The organism is Methylobacterium sp. A54F, from assembly GCF_053346035.1.
The window spans coordinates 314,763-331,422 of sequence record NZ_JBKFBF010000005.1 but is presented as its reverse complement, the minus strand read 5'-3'; the positions used below and the strand labels follow the sequence as shown (position 1 = coordinate 331,422).

17 protein-coding genes are annotated in these 16,660 nt (G+C 69.5%); 9 read left to right on the top strand and 8 right to left on the bottom strand.

Features of this window, described 5'->3' with window-relative positions:
* The first annotated feature begins 278 nt into the window (after positions 1-278).
* The 3 genes from ACLBXP_RS11200 to ACLBXP_RS11190 are packed head-to-tail and all read left to right on the top strand — an operon-like array spanning position 279 to position 2,148.
* Positions 279-830 (top strand): recombinase family protein, encoded by a 552-nt coding sequence (locus tag ACLBXP_RS11200; protein ID WP_447667726.1) that lies wholly within the window; start codon positions 279-281, stop codon positions 828-830.
* Between the two features lie 10 nt (positions 831-840).
* Complete coding sequence (locus ACLBXP_RS11195) at positions 841-1,329, top strand: hypothetical protein (RefSeq protein WP_447667725.1); 489 nt, start codon at positions 841-843, stop codon at positions 1,327-1,329.
* 9 nt (positions 1,330-1,338) lie between these two features.
* Positions 1,339-2,148 (top strand): GIY-YIG nuclease family protein, encoded by an 810-nt coding sequence (locus ACLBXP_RS11190; protein WP_447667724.1) that lies wholly within the window; start codon positions 1,339-1,341, stop codon positions 2,146-2,148.
* An 8-nt stretch (positions 2,149-2,156) separates the two neighbouring features.
* On the opposite strand, the gene ACLBXP_RS11185 is transcribed toward ACLBXP_RS11190, so the two are convergent.
* The 4 genes from ACLBXP_RS11185 to ACLBXP_RS11170 form a co-directional block, all read right to left on the bottom strand.
* Positions 2,157-2,612: a hypothetical protein gene (locus ACLBXP_RS11185; protein ID WP_447667723.1), complete on the bottom strand. Its 456-nt coding sequence runs from the start codon at positions 2,610-2,612 to the stop codon at positions 2,157-2,159.
* Positions 2,613-2,865: 253 nt separating this feature from the next.
* The gene (locus ACLBXP_RS11180) at positions 2,866-3,345 is read right to left on the bottom strand and encodes a hypothetical protein (RefSeq protein WP_447667722.1); all 480 of its coding nucleotides are present in this window, start codon (positions 3,343-3,345) and stop codon (positions 2,866-2,868) included.
* Between the two features lie 14 nt (positions 3,346-3,359).
* Positions 3,360-4,505 carry a hypothetical protein gene (locus tag ACLBXP_RS11175; RefSeq protein ID WP_447667721.1) on the bottom strand — a complete coding sequence of 382 codons (1,146 nt, stop codon included), beginning with the start codon at positions 4,503-4,505 and terminating at the stop codon, positions 3,360-3,362.
* Positions 4,506-4,634: 129 nt separating this feature from the next.
* The gene (locus ACLBXP_RS11170; protein WP_447667720.1) at positions 4,635-6,257 is read right to left on the bottom strand and encodes an ABC-F family ATP-binding cassette domain-containing protein; all 1,623 of its coding nucleotides are present in this window, start codon (positions 6,255-6,257) and stop codon (positions 4,635-4,637) included.
* A 183-nt stretch (positions 6,258-6,440) separates the two neighbouring features.
* On the opposite strand from ACLBXP_RS11170, the gene ACLBXP_RS11165 reads away from it, so the two are divergent.
* From ACLBXP_RS11165 to ACLBXP_RS11140, 6 genes are all read left to right on the top strand, one after another.
* The gene (locus ACLBXP_RS11165; protein WP_447667719.1) at positions 6,441-7,634 is read left to right on the top strand and encodes a CaiB/BaiF CoA transferase family protein; all 1,194 of its coding nucleotides are present in this window, start codon (positions 6,441-6,443) and stop codon (positions 7,632-7,634) included.
* Positions 7,631-8,554 carry a hydroxymethylglutaryl-CoA lyase gene (locus tag ACLBXP_RS11160; protein WP_447667718.1) on the top strand — a complete coding sequence of 308 codons (924 nt, stop codon included), beginning with the start codon at positions 7,631-7,633 and terminating at the stop codon, positions 8,552-8,554. Before ACLBXP_RS11165 ends, ACLBXP_RS11160 begins: the two co-directional genes overlap by 4 nt.
* Before the next feature lie 140 nt (positions 8,555-8,694).
* The gene (locus ACLBXP_RS11155; protein ID WP_447667717.1) at positions 8,695-10,017 is read left to right on the top strand and encodes an MFS transporter; all 1,323 of its coding nucleotides are present in this window, start codon (positions 8,695-8,697) and stop codon (positions 10,015-10,017) included.
* A gap of 76 nt (positions 10,018-10,093) precedes the next feature.
* A complete protein-coding gene (locus ACLBXP_RS11150) occupies positions 10,094-12,067 on the top strand; it encodes an aconitate hydratase (RefSeq protein WP_447667716.1) in 1,974 nt (657 codons plus the stop codon).
* 82 nt (positions 12,068-12,149) lie between these two features.
* A complete protein-coding gene (gene dctP, locus ACLBXP_RS11145) occupies positions 12,150-13,184 on the top strand; it encodes a TRAP transporter substrate-binding protein DctP (RefSeq protein ID WP_447667715.1) in 1,035 nt (344 codons plus the stop codon).
* A gap of 64 nt (positions 13,185-13,248) precedes the next feature.
* The gene (locus ACLBXP_RS11140) at positions 13,249-13,455 is read left to right on the top strand and encodes a hypothetical protein (protein WP_447667714.1); all 207 of its coding nucleotides are present in this window, start codon (positions 13,249-13,251) and stop codon (positions 13,453-13,455) included.
* Between the two features lie 25 nt (positions 13,456-13,480).
* On the opposite strand, the gene ACLBXP_RS11135 is transcribed toward ACLBXP_RS11140, so the two are convergent.
* The 4 genes from ACLBXP_RS11135 to ACLBXP_RS11120 all read right to left on the bottom strand — a co-directional run bounded on the left by ACLBXP_RS11135 (position 13,481) and on the right by ACLBXP_RS11120 (position 16,658).
* A complete protein-coding gene (locus ACLBXP_RS11135) occupies positions 13,481-13,786 on the bottom strand; it encodes a hypothetical protein (protein ID WP_447667713.1) in 306 nt (101 codons plus the stop codon).
* Positions 13,787-13,877: 91 nt separating this feature from the next.
* Positions 13,878-14,663, bottom strand: a complete 786-nt coding sequence (locus ACLBXP_RS11130; protein WP_447667712.1) for an ABC transporter permease — start codon at positions 14,661-14,663, stop codon at positions 13,878-13,880.
* A gap of 7 nt (positions 14,664-14,670) precedes the next feature.
* Entirely contained in the window at positions 14,671-15,573 is a 903-nt protein-coding gene (locus tag ACLBXP_RS11125) for an ABC transporter permease (protein WP_447667711.1), read from the bottom strand.
* A complete protein-coding gene (locus tag ACLBXP_RS11120) occupies positions 15,570-16,658 on the bottom strand; it encodes an ABC transporter ATP-binding protein (protein ID WP_447667710.1) in 1,089 nt (362 codons plus the stop codon). The genes ACLBXP_RS11125 and ACLBXP_RS11120 overlap by 4 nt, the downstream gene beginning before the upstream one ends.
* Between the last annotated feature and the right edge of the window lie 2 nt (positions 16,659-16,660).

The window sequence follows — 16,660 nt, the reverse complement described above, 5'->3', positions numbered from 1 at the left end:
AACTCGTAGAACAGGGCACCCTGCTCGACTTGCCGAGGTCCCATCATCTGCTTCGATCTCCGTCTCTCGACAGGAGTGAATCACCTCATCACAATCGCTGCAACACCCGAGTTTTTCAACAGAATCGACCCAAAGCAGACGGTCGCTCCAACCGTTTCATAACGCACATCAGCGGACGCTCAAAAGGGAACCCTTTTGAGCAGTGAAATGGTCTCCTCTTAACTCGCTGATGCAAAAGGCTCTTGAACGCTCAAAAGGGTGCGCTCATAATTGCGCCTATGCTTATCGGCTATGCGCGCGTGTCGCGCGAGGACCAGAACCCGCAATATCAGCTCGACGCGCTTCGCGCTGCCGGATGCGTCCAGGTGTTCGAAGACCGCATTTCCGGGGCGACCTTCACGCGGGCCGGACTCGACGCTGCACTGTCAGCTCTCGCACCTGGTGGCACCCTCGTGGTGTGGAAGCTCGACCGGCTCGGTCGCTCAATGCTCGACACGGTGCGCGTCGTCCTCGACCTCGACCGGAAGGGGATCGGTTTCCGCTCCCTGACGGAGAGCTTCGATACGAAGTCCGCCCTCGGGCGTGGTGTCCTAGCATTGCTGGCGGCCGTGGCGGAGGATGAACGTGACCGGCTGCGGGAGCGCACCACGGCGGGCATGAAGGCCGCTGAGCGACGCGGGCGGCATGTCGGCCGACCGGCAACGATGACGCCGGAAAAGCTCGATCTGGCCGTGAAGCTGATTGGTGAGGGCCGGGGCCGGGCGGAAACAGCCCGCATGGTCGGGGTCGGAGCGGCGACGCTGCGCCGGCATCTAAACGCGGAGAAGTGAGGGGTTCCGCATGACGACTGGTCGCCAATCACCGCGTCCCTTCTTCGAGGATATTCTAAGACCATCCTATGAGGCTTGGTTGGCCGACCCGCTTGCTGAGTGGAAGGCAAAGGCTGCTGTTGCAAATGCCGATATCATGGCTGAGCGTGTCTTTGTCTATTGGGATGGCCACGACCAAACTAAGGTTGCTGGCGCGGACTCAATCAGGAAGTATCGCTCTCATATTGTTACGCATATGTGCCCGGAGTTTGGTTTGGCCTGGGACATCCATGACGGTCACAAGCACGTTTCCCTGCGCGCTCCGCGTCGCGTCACGCGGTCTGATCAGACGGGCGTCTCCAGAATGGGGTTCGGCCAGGGCGGGTACGGTGAGGGTGGCTATGGCGGAGCGGAAGAGATCATCGTGACCCTGGATGATGGCTCAAAGCGGGCGCTGTCAGCCATCATGAAAAAAGTCGTCGCGATGTGGGGAGCAGAACTTGTGGCTATGGGGTTGTAATATATCCGAATGACAATATTTCTCCGCGACATTCAGCTCATCGAAAACCCGTCCGCCTACAAGGTGCATTTCGCGCGGTGGAACGGCAGCGATCAGCCGCTCGAAGTCTTCGTGAGAGATCAGGGGGAGTGGCAGGGCTGGCAGGAATACTACCCAGGCCGCAACGACTTCAACCGGCCCCATATCTACGCACTGACGCAGTTCTATCATGAACCAGACATCTGGCTCTTTGGCGGCATCTATGACGTGCTGGCGCGGCACGCTGACCGCTACGAGGTCGGCCTGAGTGGTGTCGGCGCCGGCCTCATCGGACGGCTGAAACTGCGGTCTTCCTACCGGGAGCGCACCACCCGGGCCAACTTCGAAAACTACTACCCGACGTTCGAGGTGCAGGAGATCCTGCGCGAACCGTACAGCGGTCGGCGCTTCCCAGGCTATGACGGCATCGACCTGTCGTTCGAAGAGCTGGAAGCCCTGGTGAAGAACGCGCGGCCCGATTGGATGGCCGCGCTCGAAAGCATGAAGGGCATCTATCTCATCAGCGATACGAAGACGGGCAAGCGCTACGTGGGGTCGGCCTACGGCGAGCACGCCATATGGTCCCGGTGGTGCGCCTATGTCGGCAGCGGCCACGGCGGTAACGTCGAGCTGCGGGCGCTCGTAACTGATCCGACCCTGGCCTACTGCCGCGCCAATTTCCGGTTCGCGCTGCTCGAACACCGGCCCATGCAGACCGACAACAACACCATCTTTCAGCGAGAGTCGTTCTGGAAGCGCATCTTGCTCACTCGTGGTGAGCAAGGTTTAAACCGCAACTAAAAGCCTTTCTAACAAGGCATTTCATAATGCAGGATATGATTTAGTCTCATAGATAAATTCTCTGCGTCCTGCGTAAATGCATCTAAGTCTGCGATAGCCCACTGGAACGTATCTATAAACTGATAACGCGATAGCATAGCGCTTCCGTCCGCCCCTGTAGCTGGCTGAGAATGGACAATGTCATTCCTACGTTTTACCAGTGCTGAGAACTCGTCAGCTAGAGCTAGTAGACGCTCCTCAAGAGGGCTGGCACCCAACCCTTTATGCTGGAAAGTTTTGCGAAATTTCTCGTATGCCTTCCAGCTCGTCATCGATTTGTAGAATTTTTTATCTGCAAAATCGCGATCGATGCGAAGTGCAATGCATACCAAATTCCATTCGAGGCAGCTAAAAACGAACATCGCTTGACCTAGTGCCGAATAATAGTCCTGCGTTGCCGGTCCTCTGGATATGTAGCGTGTCATAGATTTCGGACTGTCCTCAAATCGACGAGATAATGAAACGGACTATTGCAACAGCCAAGCCCCTGAACGGACTGCTGGCATCTGTTGTTGCGAAAGTCTTGATTTACGAACGGATGAGCCGTCCGCGCCCACCCCGAGCCGTAGTTGCCGGATGGTTGGCGAACGACCGCTTCGGAGAAGCGCTGGCGCCGTCTTGGACGGCGAGGTTGGGTCGTGAGCAGCCCTACAGCCCCCGGCCCCGCGCATCCAACCCTCACGCCGGGCGCCGCATCAGGCGCGGGCGCCAGATCCCCAGCACCACGTTGGCGGTGGCGATGGCGAGCAGCACCCAGAGGGTGCCGCGCTCGGGGCCGAGGGACTGGGCGAGGCCGGCGGGGTCGAACCGGCCCGCGAGGGCGTCGGCGCTGAGGCGGGCCTCCTGCTCCATCGGGCCCTGCACGCCCACGAACCCCCACTCGAACATCACGACGCCGGTGGCGAGCTTCAGCCAGGCCCAGCCGGCGCTGTGGAAGGCGCGGTTCGCGAGGGCGAGGAGGCCGGCGATCAGGGTCAGGGCGAGGGAGGGCAGGAAGATCCAAGTGCAGATCGCCGCCATGGCGCCGCGGATCTGGGCGTAGCCGGCGAGCGCAGCCGGCGGCGGCGGCGCGAGGTTCAGGAGCACCAGGAGCGCCGCCATCGCGCCCATCAACCCGATGGCGCCCATGGTGTGCAGGAACTTCATGAGGCGGCGCACGGGCTTCGGGCCCCCTACGGCACGGCCGTGCGCCGGCGCAGCACCATGTCGCCGCGGAACAGGAACTTCTGCGCCCGCTTGCCGGTGTCGACCTCGGTCGTGAAGACGTTGCCCTTCGAATCGATCGCGAGGTTGTGCACCCAGTGGAAGTCGCCGGCCTGCCGGCCGTTGCGGCCGAAGCGGCCGAGCACCGCGCCGGTCTCGCGGCTCAGGGTGCGGACCTCGTTGTTGGCCCCGTCCGCGTTGAGGAGGTAGGTCTCGCCCGCATCCGGCCAGAGGGCGAGCTCCCAGACCGAGCCGTTCGCCCGCGTGGTCCGCTCCACGAACATCTCCTTCACGAAGGTGCCGTCCTTGGTGAAGACCTGGATGCGGTCGTTGGTGCGGTCGCAGACGTAGACGAGCCCGTCCCGGGCGATCTGCACGCAGTGGACCGGGTTGCGGAACTGCTCCGCCGGGGCGGCGGCGGGATCGTAGGGGCCGAGCGCCGCGTCGGTCGGGGGCCGCCCGTAGGCGCCCCACATCCGCTTGAAGGCGCCGGTCTCGGCGTCGAACACGATCACCCGGTGGTTGTAGTAGCCGTCGGCCACGTAGAGCTCGTTGGTCTCGGGGTCGACCTGCATGGCGGCGGGCTTGCCGAGGCGCGTGGTGTCGCGGCTGTCGGTCTGGGGGCCGGGATGCCCGATCTGCAGGACGAAGCGGCCCTCCTGCGTGAACTTCAGGATCTGGCCGTCGGTGTCGCCGTTGCCGGCGAGCCAGACGAAGCCCTTGTGGTCGACGTGGATGCCGTGCTCGTTCTGGGGCCAGTCGTAGCCCTGGCCCGGGCCGCCCCAGGACTGCACCAGGGTGCCGGCCTGGTCGAACACCAGCACCGGCGGGGCCGGCTTGCAGCAGCGGGTCCGCGGCGGGTCGAGGCTCGCGGCGCGCTCGTCGTCCGTCAGGGTGCGGGGGCGCTGGATCACCCAGACCCGGTCCTCGGCATCGACCGACACCCCCGCCGCCTGCCCCATGATCCAGTCGTTCGGCAGCCGCTTCGGCCAGGCCGGATCGACCTCGAAGCGCAGAGGCTCCTCGGCGGGAGGGCGCTCCTCGGCGAGCGCAGGTATGATGTGACCCGAGACGGCGAGAGCGAGCGCGGCCACCGCCGCCAGGCGTCGCAGCATGTCGTTTCCTCCCTGACGCCGTCCAGGCGTCGCCGCCCGCCGGACACCTGCCGGACGCGTCTTCGCGCGCCCCGGACACGCATTGGACGCCGCCCGGACAGCGGAGTCCAGCCGAAACGCCCGCGTTCGTCAGGCGCGAAGGCCCGGCGCCTCCTGGCCGGTGCGGGCCACGTACTCGGTGTAGCCGCCGCCGTAGCGGTGCACGCCGTCGGGGGTGAGCTCGAGGAGCCGGTTCGAGAGGGCGGCCAGGAAGTGCCGGTCGTGGCTCACGAACAGCATGGTGCCCTCGTAGGCCGAGAGCGCCCGGATCAGCATCTCCTTCGTGCCCATGTCGAGGTGGTTGGTGGGCTCGTCGAGCACCAGGAAGTTCGGCGGGTCGTAGAGCATCTTGGCCATCACGAGCCGGGCCTTCTCGCCGCCCGACAGCACCCGGCAGCGCTTCTCCACGTCGTCGCCCGAGAAGCCGAAGCAGCCCGCGAGCGCCCGCAGGGAGCCCTGCCCCGCCTGGGGGAAGGTCGCCTCGAGGTCCTGGAAGATCGTGAGGTCGCCGTCGAGGAGGTCCATGGCGTGCTGGGCGAAGTAGCCGAGCTTCACGCTGCCCCCGAGGGCGACGGTGCCGTCGTCCGGCGCCACCGTGCCGGTCACGAGCTTCAGGAGGGTGGACTTGCCGGCGCCGTTGACGCCCATCACGCACCAGCGCTCGCGCCGGCGCACGGAAAAGTCGAGCCCCGCGTAGATGCTGCGGCTGCCGTAGCGCTTGTGCACGTTGCGCAGCATGGCGACGTCGTCGCCGGAGCGGGGGGCGGCCTGGAACTCGAAGGCCACCGACTGGCGACGGCGCGGCGGCTCCACCCGCTCGATCTTGTCGAGCTTCTTCACCCGGCTCTGCACCTGCGCGGCGTGGCTCGCGCGGGCCTTGAACCGCTCGATGAACTTGATCTCCTTGGCGAGCATCGCCTGCTGGCGCTCGAACTGGGCCTGGGCCTGCGTCTCGTTGATCGCGCGCTGGGCCTCGTAGAAGGCGTAGTCGCCCGAGAATGTCGTGAGCTGGCCGCCGTCGATCTCGATGATCTTCGTGACGATGCGGTTCATGAACTCGCGGTCGTGCGAGGTCATCATCAGCGCGCCGTCGTAGCCCTTCAGGAACGCCTCGAGCCAGATCAGGCTCTCGAGGTCGAGGTGGTTGCTCGGCTCGTCGAGGAGCATCACGTCGGGGCGCATCAGCAGGATGCGGGCCAGCGCCACCCGCATCTTCCAGCCGCCCGAGAGCCGGCCGACGTCGCCGTCCATCATCTCCTGGCTGAAGCCGAGGCCCGCCAGCACCTCGTAGGCGCGCCCCTCCAGGGCGTAGCCGTCGAGCTCCTCGAAGCGCGCCTGCACCTCGCCGTAGCGCTCCACCAGGGCGTCCATCTCGTCGGCGCGGTCGGGGTCGGCGAGCGCCGCCTCGATGACCTTCATCTCGGCCGCGATCCCGCTCACGGGCCCGGCGCCGTCCATCACCTCCGCCACGACGCTGCGGCCGGACATCTCGCCGACGTCCTGGCTGAAGTAGCCGACGGTGATGCCCCGGTCACTCGCCACCGCGCCCTCGTCGGGCTCCTCCTCGCCGGTCATCATCCGGAACAGGGTGGTCTTGCCGGCGCCGTTCGGGCCGACGAGCCCGACCTTCTCGCCCTTCTGCAGCGCGGCGGACGCCTCGATGAAGACGATCTGCCGGCCGTTCTGCTTGCCGATCTTTTCGAGGCGTATCATGCCGTCCGCGCTGCCCGGGATCCCTGGTGGGGCGGCTTTACGGGAAGCCTCGCCCGAACGGAAGGCGGCCGCCCCGCCCCCGCCGAGCGTTCGCGTTTCGAGAACGCCCGTTGACGCATGACGTTTGGACCCGAACTAGAAGACTAGTCTATCAAAATCCAAACAAACCCGGAGGAAACAGCCGTGCCCGGTCCGCTCAGCGGTATTCGCGTGCTTGAGCTCGGTCAGCTCATCGCCGCGCCCTTCGCCACCAAGATCCTCGCCGAGTTCGGCGCCGAGGTCATCAAGGTCGAGGCCCCGAACGAGGGCGACCCGCTCCGCCGCTGGCGGAAGATGCACGAGGGCACCTCGCTCTGGTGGTACCTGCAATCGCGCAACAAGAAATCGATCGCCGTCAACCTGAAGTCTCCGGACGGTCTCGACGTCGTCAAGCGCCTCGCCGCGAGCGCCGACGTCGTCGTCGAGAACTTCCGGCCCGGGGGCCTGGAGAAGCTCGGGCTCGGCTGGGACGTGATCTCGGCCCTCAACCCGAAGCTCACCATGGTGCGCATCTCCGGCTACGGCCAGACCGGTCCCTACCGCGACCGGCCGGGCTTCGGGGCCATCGGCGAGTCGATGGGCGGCATCCGCTTCACCACGGGCTCGCCCGACAGCCCGCCGGCCCGCGTCGGCGTCAGCATCGGCGACACCCTCGCCTCGCTCCACGGGGTGATCGGCGCGCTGATGTCGATCCTCAACGTCAAGACCAACGGCGGCGAGGGCCAGGTGGTGGACGTCTCGCTCGTCGAGAGCGTGTTCAACGTCATGGAGAGCCTCGTGCCCGAGTACGACCTCCTGGGCGAGATCCGCACCCGCACCGGCGGCGCGCTGCCGGGCATCACCCCCTCGAACACCTATCCGACCAAGGATGGCGGCTACGTCGTCATCGCGGGCAACAGCGATCCGATCTTCCGGCGGCTGATGAAGACGATCGGTCGCCCCGATCTCGGCGAGAACCCGGATTTCCGCAGCAACGACGGCCGCTCGGCCCAGGCCGCCCTCCTCGACGAGGCGATCGCCGCGTGGTCGGCGCAGCACACCATCGACGAGGCGCTGGCGGCCCTCGACGCGGCGGACGTGCCGGCGGGGCGGATCTACTCGGTGGCCGACATCGTGGCCGACCCGCACTACGCGGCCCGCGAGATGATCCTCGACGCGGAGCTTCCGGGCGGCACCCGGGTGAAGATGCCCGGCATCGTGCCGAAGCTCTCGGGCACGCCCGGCGCCGTGAACTGGCAGGGCCCGGCCCTCGGCGCCCACACCGACAGCGTGCTGGCCGACCTCGGCATCGAGCCCGACCGGATCGAGACCCTCCGCCGAGAAGGAGCCGTGCAATGAGCGCTGACCGCATGCTCGTCCAGGAGGTCGCGCCCCGCGACGGCCTGCAGATCGAGGCCGCCTTCGTGGAGACCGCCGACAAGATCGCCCTGATCGACGCGCTCTCGGCGGCGGGCTTCTCGCGCATCGAGGTGTCCTCCTTCGTCTCGCCGAAGGCGGTGCCGGCGCTGCGCGACGCGGCCGAGGTCTTCGCCGGCCTCACCCGGCGTTCCGGTACCGTCTACGTGGCGCTCGTGCCGAACCCGAAGGGCGCCGAGCGGGCGCTCGCGGCCGGCGTCGACGAGATCAACCTCGTGGCCTCGGTGAGCGAGACCCACAACCGCGCCAACATGGGCATGAGCCCGGCCGCCTCGATCGAGGGCTTCGCCCGGATCATGGAGACCGTGCGGGGTGCGCCCGTCTCCACCAACGCCACGGTGGCGACCGCCTTCGGCTGCCCCTTCGAGGGCGACCAGCCGGTCAACACGGTGATCGCGCAGGTGGAGCGCTACCTTGCGCTCGGCATCGCGGGCGTGACGCTCGCCGACACCACCGGCATGGCAAACCCCGCCCAGGTGGCGCGGCTCGTCGAACGGGCGCTGCGGATCGTGCCGGCGGAGCGGCTGACTCTGCACTTCCACAACACCCGCGGCGTCGGCCTCGCCAACGTGCTCGCGGCCTGGCAGGCGGGCGCCCGCCGCTTCGACGCGGCGCTCGGCGGCCTCGGCGGCTGCCCGTTCGCGCCGGGGGCCACCGGCAACATCTGCACCGAGGACCTCGTGAGCATGGCCCACGAGATGGGCATCGCGACGGGGCTCGACCTCGAGGCCCTGATCGCCCTCTCCCGCGACCTGCCGCGGCTCGTCGGCCACGACGTGCCCGGCCAGGTCGCCAAGGCCGGCCGCCCCTGCGACCTGCACCCGATGCCCCGGGCGGCCTGAGGCCGAAGCCCGGATTCCCGCGGGAGCCGCCCGCCCGAAGGCGGCCCCGCGCCTGACGACCACGCCGCACCCGAAGGCGTCCCGGCCGATCGCCCGCGATCCGCCGCGGCCGCGCATGGCGGCGCACACCGGAGGAAACCATGACCATCGCCGTGGCCGGCCCCGTCGCCGGCGCCGAGGACGTGAGCGAGGACGGCGTCGTCCGCAAGGTCGCGTGGCGGCTCATGCCGCTGATCATGATCTGCTACATGTTCGCGTTCTTCGACCGCATCAACATCAGCTTCGCCAAGTTCCAGCTCCAGAGCGACCTCGGCTTCAGCAACGTCGCCTACGGCCTCGGCGCGAGCATGTTCGTCGTCGGCTACGTGATCTTCGAGGTGCCCTCGAACCTGATGCTCTACCGGGTCGGGGCGCGCCGCTGGATCGCGCGGATCATGATCTCCTGGGGCATCGCCACCGCGCTGATGATCTTCATCCGCACGGAGTGGCACTTCTACGCGCTGCGCTTCCTCATCGGCGCCATGGAGGCGGGCTTCGCGCCGGGCATCCTCTACTACCTGACCCTGTGGTTCCCGGCCTCCTACCGGGGGCGGATCACCTCCTTCATGTTCGTGGCCTCTGCCTTCTCGGGGATCTTCGGGGCGCCGGTGGCCGGCCTCATCCTCGGCGGGCTCAACGGCGTCGCCGGCTTCGCGGGCTGGCAGTGGCTGTTCCTGGCCGGCGGCCTGCCCTGCCTCGTGCTGGGCATCCTGGTGCTCACCCGCCTCGACGACCGCATCCCGGATGCGCGATGGCTCACCGACCCCGAGAAGGCGCTCCTGTCCTCGCGCATCGCCCACCACAACCGCGAGATCGAGGACCACTCGCTGTGGGGGGCGATCCGGCAGCCGGGCTTCCTCCTCATCGCGCTCGTCTACTTCCTCCTGCAGGTCGGTTCCTACGGACTGAACTTCTGGGGGCCGGACCTGATCAAGACCGCGAGCGGGGGGACGGCCGCCTCCGTCGGCTTCCTGACGGCCGTCCCCTACATCTGCGGGGCGATCAGCATGGTGGTGGTCGGGCGCCTCTCCGACGCCTCCGGCGAGCGGCCGAAGTTCGTGGCGGCCCTCGCGATCGCGGCCGCGGTCGGCTTCTTCGCCGCCGGCCTGTTCGACCGGCAGATCGTGCCGCTGATGATCGCCCTCGCCCTCCTCGGCGCCGGCATCGTCGCCTCGATCCCGACCTTCTGGACGCTGCCCGCGAAGCTCGTCACCGGGGTCGGCGCGGCGGGCGGCATCGCGCTCATCAACACGCTCGGCCAGTTCGGCGGCATCGTCAGCCCCGTGATGGTCGGCTGGGTGAAGGACCTCACCGGCTCCACCACCCCGGCCCTCTACGGCATCGGCGCGTTGTGCCTCGTGGCGGCCGCTCTCCTGCTCTTCGCGATGCCCGAGAGCCTGCGCCGCAGCGACCGCGCGGCCTGACGCCCGCCCCAAGATTTGCGCCGCCGGGTGGGACGACCCGGCGGCGCCAGCCCGTTCACCGCATTGGGGGTAGACCATGACGGCCCTGAACCTGACGCAGAAGCTGATCCGCGCGCACCTCGCCGCGGGCGAGCCGACGCCGGGCGCCGAGATCGCGCTCACCATCGACCAGACCCTGCTGCAGGACGTGCTCGGCAGCCTCGTGATGCTGGAGCTCGAGGCGATGGGCGTCGAGCGGGTCAAGGTCGGGCTCGCGGCGCAGTACGTCGACCACAACCTCGTCCAGAACGATCACCTCAACGCCGACGAGCACCTGTTCCTGCGCTCCGCCTGCCGCCGCTTCGGCGTCTGGTACTCGCGGCCCGGCAACGGCATCAGCCACCCCGTCCACATGCAGAGCTTCGGCAAGCCGGGCCTGACCCTCGTCGGCTCCGACAGCCACACCCCGGCCGCGGGCTCCCTCGGGATGCTGGCCTTCGGCGCGGGCGGCGTCGAGGTGGCGCTCGCCATGGCGGGCGAGCCCCTGCACCTGCGCATGCCGCGGGTCTGGGGCGTGCGCCTCACCGGCACGCTGCCCGACTGGGTGAGCGCCAAGGACGTGATCCTGGAGATGCTGCGCCGCCACGGCGTCGAGGGCGGCTTCGGCCGGATCATCGAGTATTACGGCCCCGGCCTCGACGGGCTCTCGGCGATGGACCGGCACGTCATCGCCAACATGGGCGCCGAGATGGGCGCCACCACGAGCGTCTTCCCCTCGGATGGCGCCACCCAGCAGTTCCTGAAGGGCGTCGGCCGCGGCGCGGACTGGGTCGAGCTGCTGCCGGATCCCGGCTGCGCCTACGACGACCACGAGGAGATCGACCTCTCGACCCTGGTGCCGCTGATCGCCCGTCCGTCGAGCCCCGGCAACGTCGTGCCCGTCTCGGAGGCCGCTGGCGAGGAGATCTACCAGTCCTACATCGGCTCCTCGGCCAACCCCGGCTTCCGCGACTTCGCGGTGGCCGCCGAGATCGTGAAGGGCCGCCAGGTGCACGACCGGGTCTCCCTCGACATCAACCCCTCCACCCGGCAGGTGCTGGAGACCCTGATCGCCAAGGGCCACCTCTCCGACCTGATCCACGCCGGCGCGCGGGTGCATCAGGCGGGCTGCAACGGCTGCATCGGCATGGGCCAGGCCCCGGCCTCCGGCCGCAACTCCCTGCGCACCGTGCCGCGCAACTTCCCCGGTCGCTCCGGCACCCGGGAGGACAGCGTGTTCCTGTGCAGCCCCGAGACCGCGGCGGCCTCGGCCCTCTCCGGCGTGATCACCGATCCGCGCAGCCTCGACATGGCCTATCCGCGGATCGCCGCCCCCGCGATGGTGGCGACCAACACGACCATGCTGGTGCCGCCCTTGAGCGCGGCCGAGGCCCGCGCGGTGCGCCTGGAGAAGACCGACAACATCACCACCCTGCCGGAGCTCGGGCGGCTCGGCGACACGATCCGTGTGCCGGTGCTCCTGAAGACCGGCGACGACATCTCCACCGACGACATCATGCCGGCCGGCGCCCGGGTGATGCCCTACTGGTCGAACATCCCGAAGACCGCGGAATTCACCTTCGAGCCGATCGACGACACCTACCCGAAGCGCGCCCGCCAGGGCGGCCCGGGGCGAGCCGGGCACGCCATCGTCGGCGGCCTCAACTACGGCCAGGGTTCGAGCCGCGAGAACGCGGCGCTGGCGCCCCGCTACCTCGGCCTGGAGACGGTGCTGGCCAAGAGCTTCGCGCGCATCCACTGGCAGAACCTCATCAACTTCGGCGTCCTGCCTCTCACCTTCGCCGACCCGGCCGATTACGACCGGCTGGAGATCGGCGACGTGATCGAGATCGAGGGCGTCGCCGAGGCGCTTCGAGCCGGCCCCGAGATCGTCGCGCGCCTGCAGGGCGGGGGCACGATCGGGCTGCGCCACGGGCTCTCGAACCGCCAGGTCGAAGTGCTGCTCGCGGGCGGCGTCATCAACTGGCTGCGCGCGCGCCTCGGCGGCGAGGCAGCCCGTACCGTGGCCTGAGGCCGCGGCGAGAACCAAGGCCCGACACCACGCCCGCGGACGCCAGAATGCCGCGGGCTCCGACCAGGAGGAAGCCGACCCCATGATCCACTCGACGATCACACGACGCACCCTGCTCGGCACCGCCGCGGCCGGGGCGGGCCTTCTCGCCAGCCCCGCCGTCCTGCGGGCGCAAGCCCCGCGGGTGCTCAAGATCTCGCACCAGTTCCCCGGCGGCACCCCGGAGCAGGGCGACGCCCGCGACCGGATCTGCCGCCGCTTCGCCGCGGAGGTCGAGAAGCGCACCGGCGGCAGCCTCACCGCACAGGTCTATCCCGGCTCCTCGCTGATGAAGACGCTCGCCCAGTTCAGCGCGGTCCGGAAGGGCGCCCTGGACATGAGCCTGGTGCCGCTCTCCTACGCGGGCGGCGAGGTGGTGGAGGCCAATCTCGCGCTGATGCCGGCCCTGGTGTCCAGCTACGAGCAGGCTGCCAAGTGGCGGACCGCCCGGATCGGGGAGGAGCTGTCCAAGACCCTGAGCGACAAGGGCGTGATCATCGTCACCTGGGTCTGGCAGTCGGGCGCCGTCGCCTCGCGCGTCGGGCCGATCCTGGTGCCCACGGACGTCAAGGGGGTGAAGATCCGCGGCGGTGGACGCGAGATGGACATGATGTTCCAGGCAGCCGGCGGCATCGTGTCCACCATGCCGTCCAGCGAGATGTACATCGGGATGCAGACCGGCGCGCTGGAGGCCGCCGTCAGCGCCTCCACCAGCCTGATCTCGTTCCGCCTCGACGAGCTGACGAAGAACCTCACCGCCGGGCGCGGCCGGTCCTTCTGGTTCATCCTGGAGCCGCTGATCATCTCGAAGGCGACCTTCGACGCGCTGAGCCCCGAGCAGCAGAAGGCTGTGCGCGAGGTCGGACTGGAGCTGGAGGCGTTCTCCTTCGCGCTCGCCAAGCACGACGACGAGGACATCACCAAGATCTACGGCGCCCGCGGCGCCAAGGTGCACGACCTCACGCCCGAGCACATCGAGAAGTGGCGCGAGCTCGCCCGCGAGACCGCCTGGAAGGACTTTGCGGGCAAGAACGCCCGCTGCGCCGAGCTCCTCAAGCTCGGCGAGCAGGTGGGCTGAGGCCCGGACGCGCCGCACTCGGACCGTCATGGCCATGTTGCACCCGCGAAGGTAGCATCGGGCCATGCAGGTCAGCATCGCCTTCACGCTGGACGGCCGGCCCCTCTGCACCTGCCTGTGGTGGCACGTGCCGAGGCGGGACGACGCGGTGATGCTCGGCGGGCCGCCGCGGCCCTACCGCGTCCTGCGGGTGGTCTGGGGCGTGGCGCCGCAGGCCCCCGCGGCGGCCGGCGTGCAGGGCGTGCTGATCGAGCTTGAGCCCCTCGACTGATCGCGGCCGGGCGGCGCCCGCCGCATCAGTTCGCCGGGCCCTCGGGCTTGGCCACCATCGCCTCCATGGCGTCGATGGCCCGGCGCAGCTTCTCGAAGGCCTGGCCGCTTCCGCGCAGGTGCGCGACGACCTTCTTGCGCTGGATCAGGGTGCCGTCCGCGTCGACGTCCTGGATCAGCGTGCACAGCATCATCCGGAAGACGCCGCCCCCGAAGCCGAGGGCCGGGGAATCGTCGAAGAACAGGATCGGCGCGTCGATGGCGCCCTCGACGTGCAGGACGTCCGGGTCGGCGGCCGGGTGGAGAGCGGGCGCGGTCTTGTCGGCGGGCATCGGGTGTCTCCGTGGCGAACGGCTTCGCGGGGGCGTGCCTACCAAGCGCAACGGCGGCCGGCCGCGCACGTTCGCGCGATAGCGCATTCCCTCAGGCGTCCGCGCGGTCCCGGCCGTGCCGCGCGGTGAGCCAGGAGACCGCCAGCACCGCGAGGCTGACCGCGCCGATCAGCAGGGTCGAGGCGGCGTTGACCTCGGGGTTCACGCCGAGGCGGACCTGGCTGTAGAGCCGCATGGGCAGGGTGGTGGCGCCGGGCCCCGAGACGAAGCTCGCGATCACGAGGTCGTCGAGGGACAGGGTGAAGGCGAGCAGGAACCCGGCCGCGAGGGCGGGCGCCAGGAGCGGCAGGGTGATCGTTGCGAAGACCCGGGCCGGGCCGGCGCCGAGGTCGGCGGCGGCCTCCTCCAGAGCGCGGTCGAGGCCGCGCAGGCGGGCGGCCACCACCACGGCGACGAAGCCCGTGCCGAGCGTCGCGTGCGCGATGACGAGGGTGGGAAGGCCCCGGTCGAACCCCGTCCCGACGAAAAGGAGCAGCAGCGACAGGCCGGTGATCACCTCCGGCATCACCATCGGGGCGTAGACGAGCCCCGTGAGCGTCCCCCGCCCCCGGAAGCGGCCGTGCCGCTCGAACGCCAGCGCCGCGAGCGTCCCGAGGATCGTGGCGATCAGCGCTGCCAGGAGGGCGACGCGCAGGCTCACCCAGGCGGCGGCGATCAGCGGCGCGTCGGCGAACAGCACCGCGTACCAGCGGGTCGAGAACCCGCCCCACACCGTCACGAGCGACGAGGCGTTGAAAGAGTAGGCAACGAGCACGATGATCGGCGCGTAGAGGAAGGCGAGCCCGAGGACGAGGCTCGCGCGCGTCACGGCGCTCATGGAGGTATCATCGCGCGGCCTCGCCGCGCCGGGTCTCCGCCTCGCGGAACAGCACCACCGGCCCGATCACGAGGACGAGGAGCAGCACCGCCACAGCGGAGGCGAGGGGCCAGTCCCGGTTCGAGAAGAACTCGCTCCACAGCACCCGCCCGAGCATCAGCGTGTCGGAGCCGCCGAGGAGGTCCGGGATGATGAACTCGCCGACCATCGGGATGAAGCACAGGAGCGCGCCCGCCGCGAGGCCGGAAGCGGAGAGCGGCAGGGTCACCGTCCAGAACACCCGGGTCGGCGAGGCGCCGAGGTCGGCCGCAGCCTCGCGCAGCGCCGGATCGAGCCGGCTCATCACCGCGTAGACCGGGAGCACCATGAAGGGCAGGTAGGCGTAGGTCAGCCCGGTCAGCACCGCCGTCTGGGTCCCCAGGATCTCCAGGGGCGCCGCGATCAGCCCCAGGCGGATCAGCACGGCGTTAAGGAGCCCCTCGGGCTTCAGGATGGCGATCCAGGCGTAGACCCGGATCAGGAAGCTCGTCCAGAACGGCACCACCACGAGGGCGACGAGGAGCGGCTGCCAGCGCGCCGGCGCCCGGGCGAGGGCGTAGGCGAGGGGTACGCCGAGGCCGAGGAGAAGCCCGGTCGCGGAAAGCGCCAGCGCGAGGGAGCCGAGCGCCGCCTCGCGGTAGAGGCCGTCGAACCAGAGCGTCTCGTAGTTCTCGAAGCTCAGGGCCTCCAGGAAGCTCGCCCAGCCCTCGAAGCCGCCCTGCCAGTCGAGCACCGGCAGGTAGGGCGGCATTGCGGTGGCGGGTTCCGACAGGCTGATCTTCAGCACGATTGCGAAGGGCACGAGGAAGAACGCGAAGAGCCAGACCAGCATGGGCAGGCGAACGAGCGCGCGAAGCCGCCGGGGGTTCATGCGGGCAGCACCGTCGCGGCGTCCGGGTCGAAGCCGACCCGGACCATCGCGCCGGGCGCCGGGACCGGGCCGGAGCCGGCCGGAAGGCTCGCGCGGACGAGCGTGCCCTCACCCATCCGCACCACGCAGCGCACGCGCTCGCCCAGGAACGTCGCCTCCGTCACCGTGGCGGGCAGGCCGGCCTCCCCGAGCCGGACGCGCTCGGGCCGCAGCGCCAGCAGGACCGCGGCGCCCGGTTCGAGCGCGCCGGACGAGGCCCGGCCCCGCAGGGGCCCGAGGGCGGTCTCGACGGTGCGGAGGGGGCCCGCCTCCCCCGCTCCGAGGCGGCCGGGGATCAGGTTCACGTCGCCGAGGAGCCCGGCCACGAAGCGGCTGCCCGGCCGCTCGTAGAGGGCGGTCGGCGGCCCGGCTTCCACGAGGCGGCCCGCCTCCATCACCGCGATCCGGTCGGCGAGCGCCATCGCCTCCGCGGGATCGTGGGTGACGACGACGAAGCTCGTGCCGAGGCGCCGCTGCAGGGCGCGCAGCTCGCCTTGCGTCTCCTCCCGCAGGCCCCGGTCGAGGGCGCCGAGGGGCTCGTCGAGGAGGAGCACGCGCGGCTCCCGGGCGAGCGCGCGGGCCAGCGCCACCCGCTGGCGCTGGCCGCCCGAGAGCGTGTCGGGCCGGCGCCCGCCGAAGTCTTCGAGGCGTACGAGGCGGAGCAGCTCGGCGACCCGCGCCCGCGCGGCGGCGCGCCCGAGGCCCTTCAGCCCGTAGGCGAGGTTTCCCTCCACGCTCAGGTGCGGGAACAGGGCGTAGGACTGGAACATCATGTTCACCGGCCGCCGGTGGGGCGGCAGGGGCGCGATGTCGGCGCCGTCGAGGAGGATGCGGCCCCCGCTCGGCGCCTCGAAGCCGGCGACGAGGCGCAGGAGGGTGCTCTTGCCGCAGCCCGAGGGTCCGAGGAGGCACAGGACCTCGCCGGGTCCGAGATCGAGGGAGACGTCGTCGACCGCCGCGTGGGAGCCGAAGCGCTTCGAGACGCCTTCGAGCCGCAGCAGCGGCGTCCCGGGCCGCGCGGCATCCTCACCCGAGCCCGGTGCCAAGG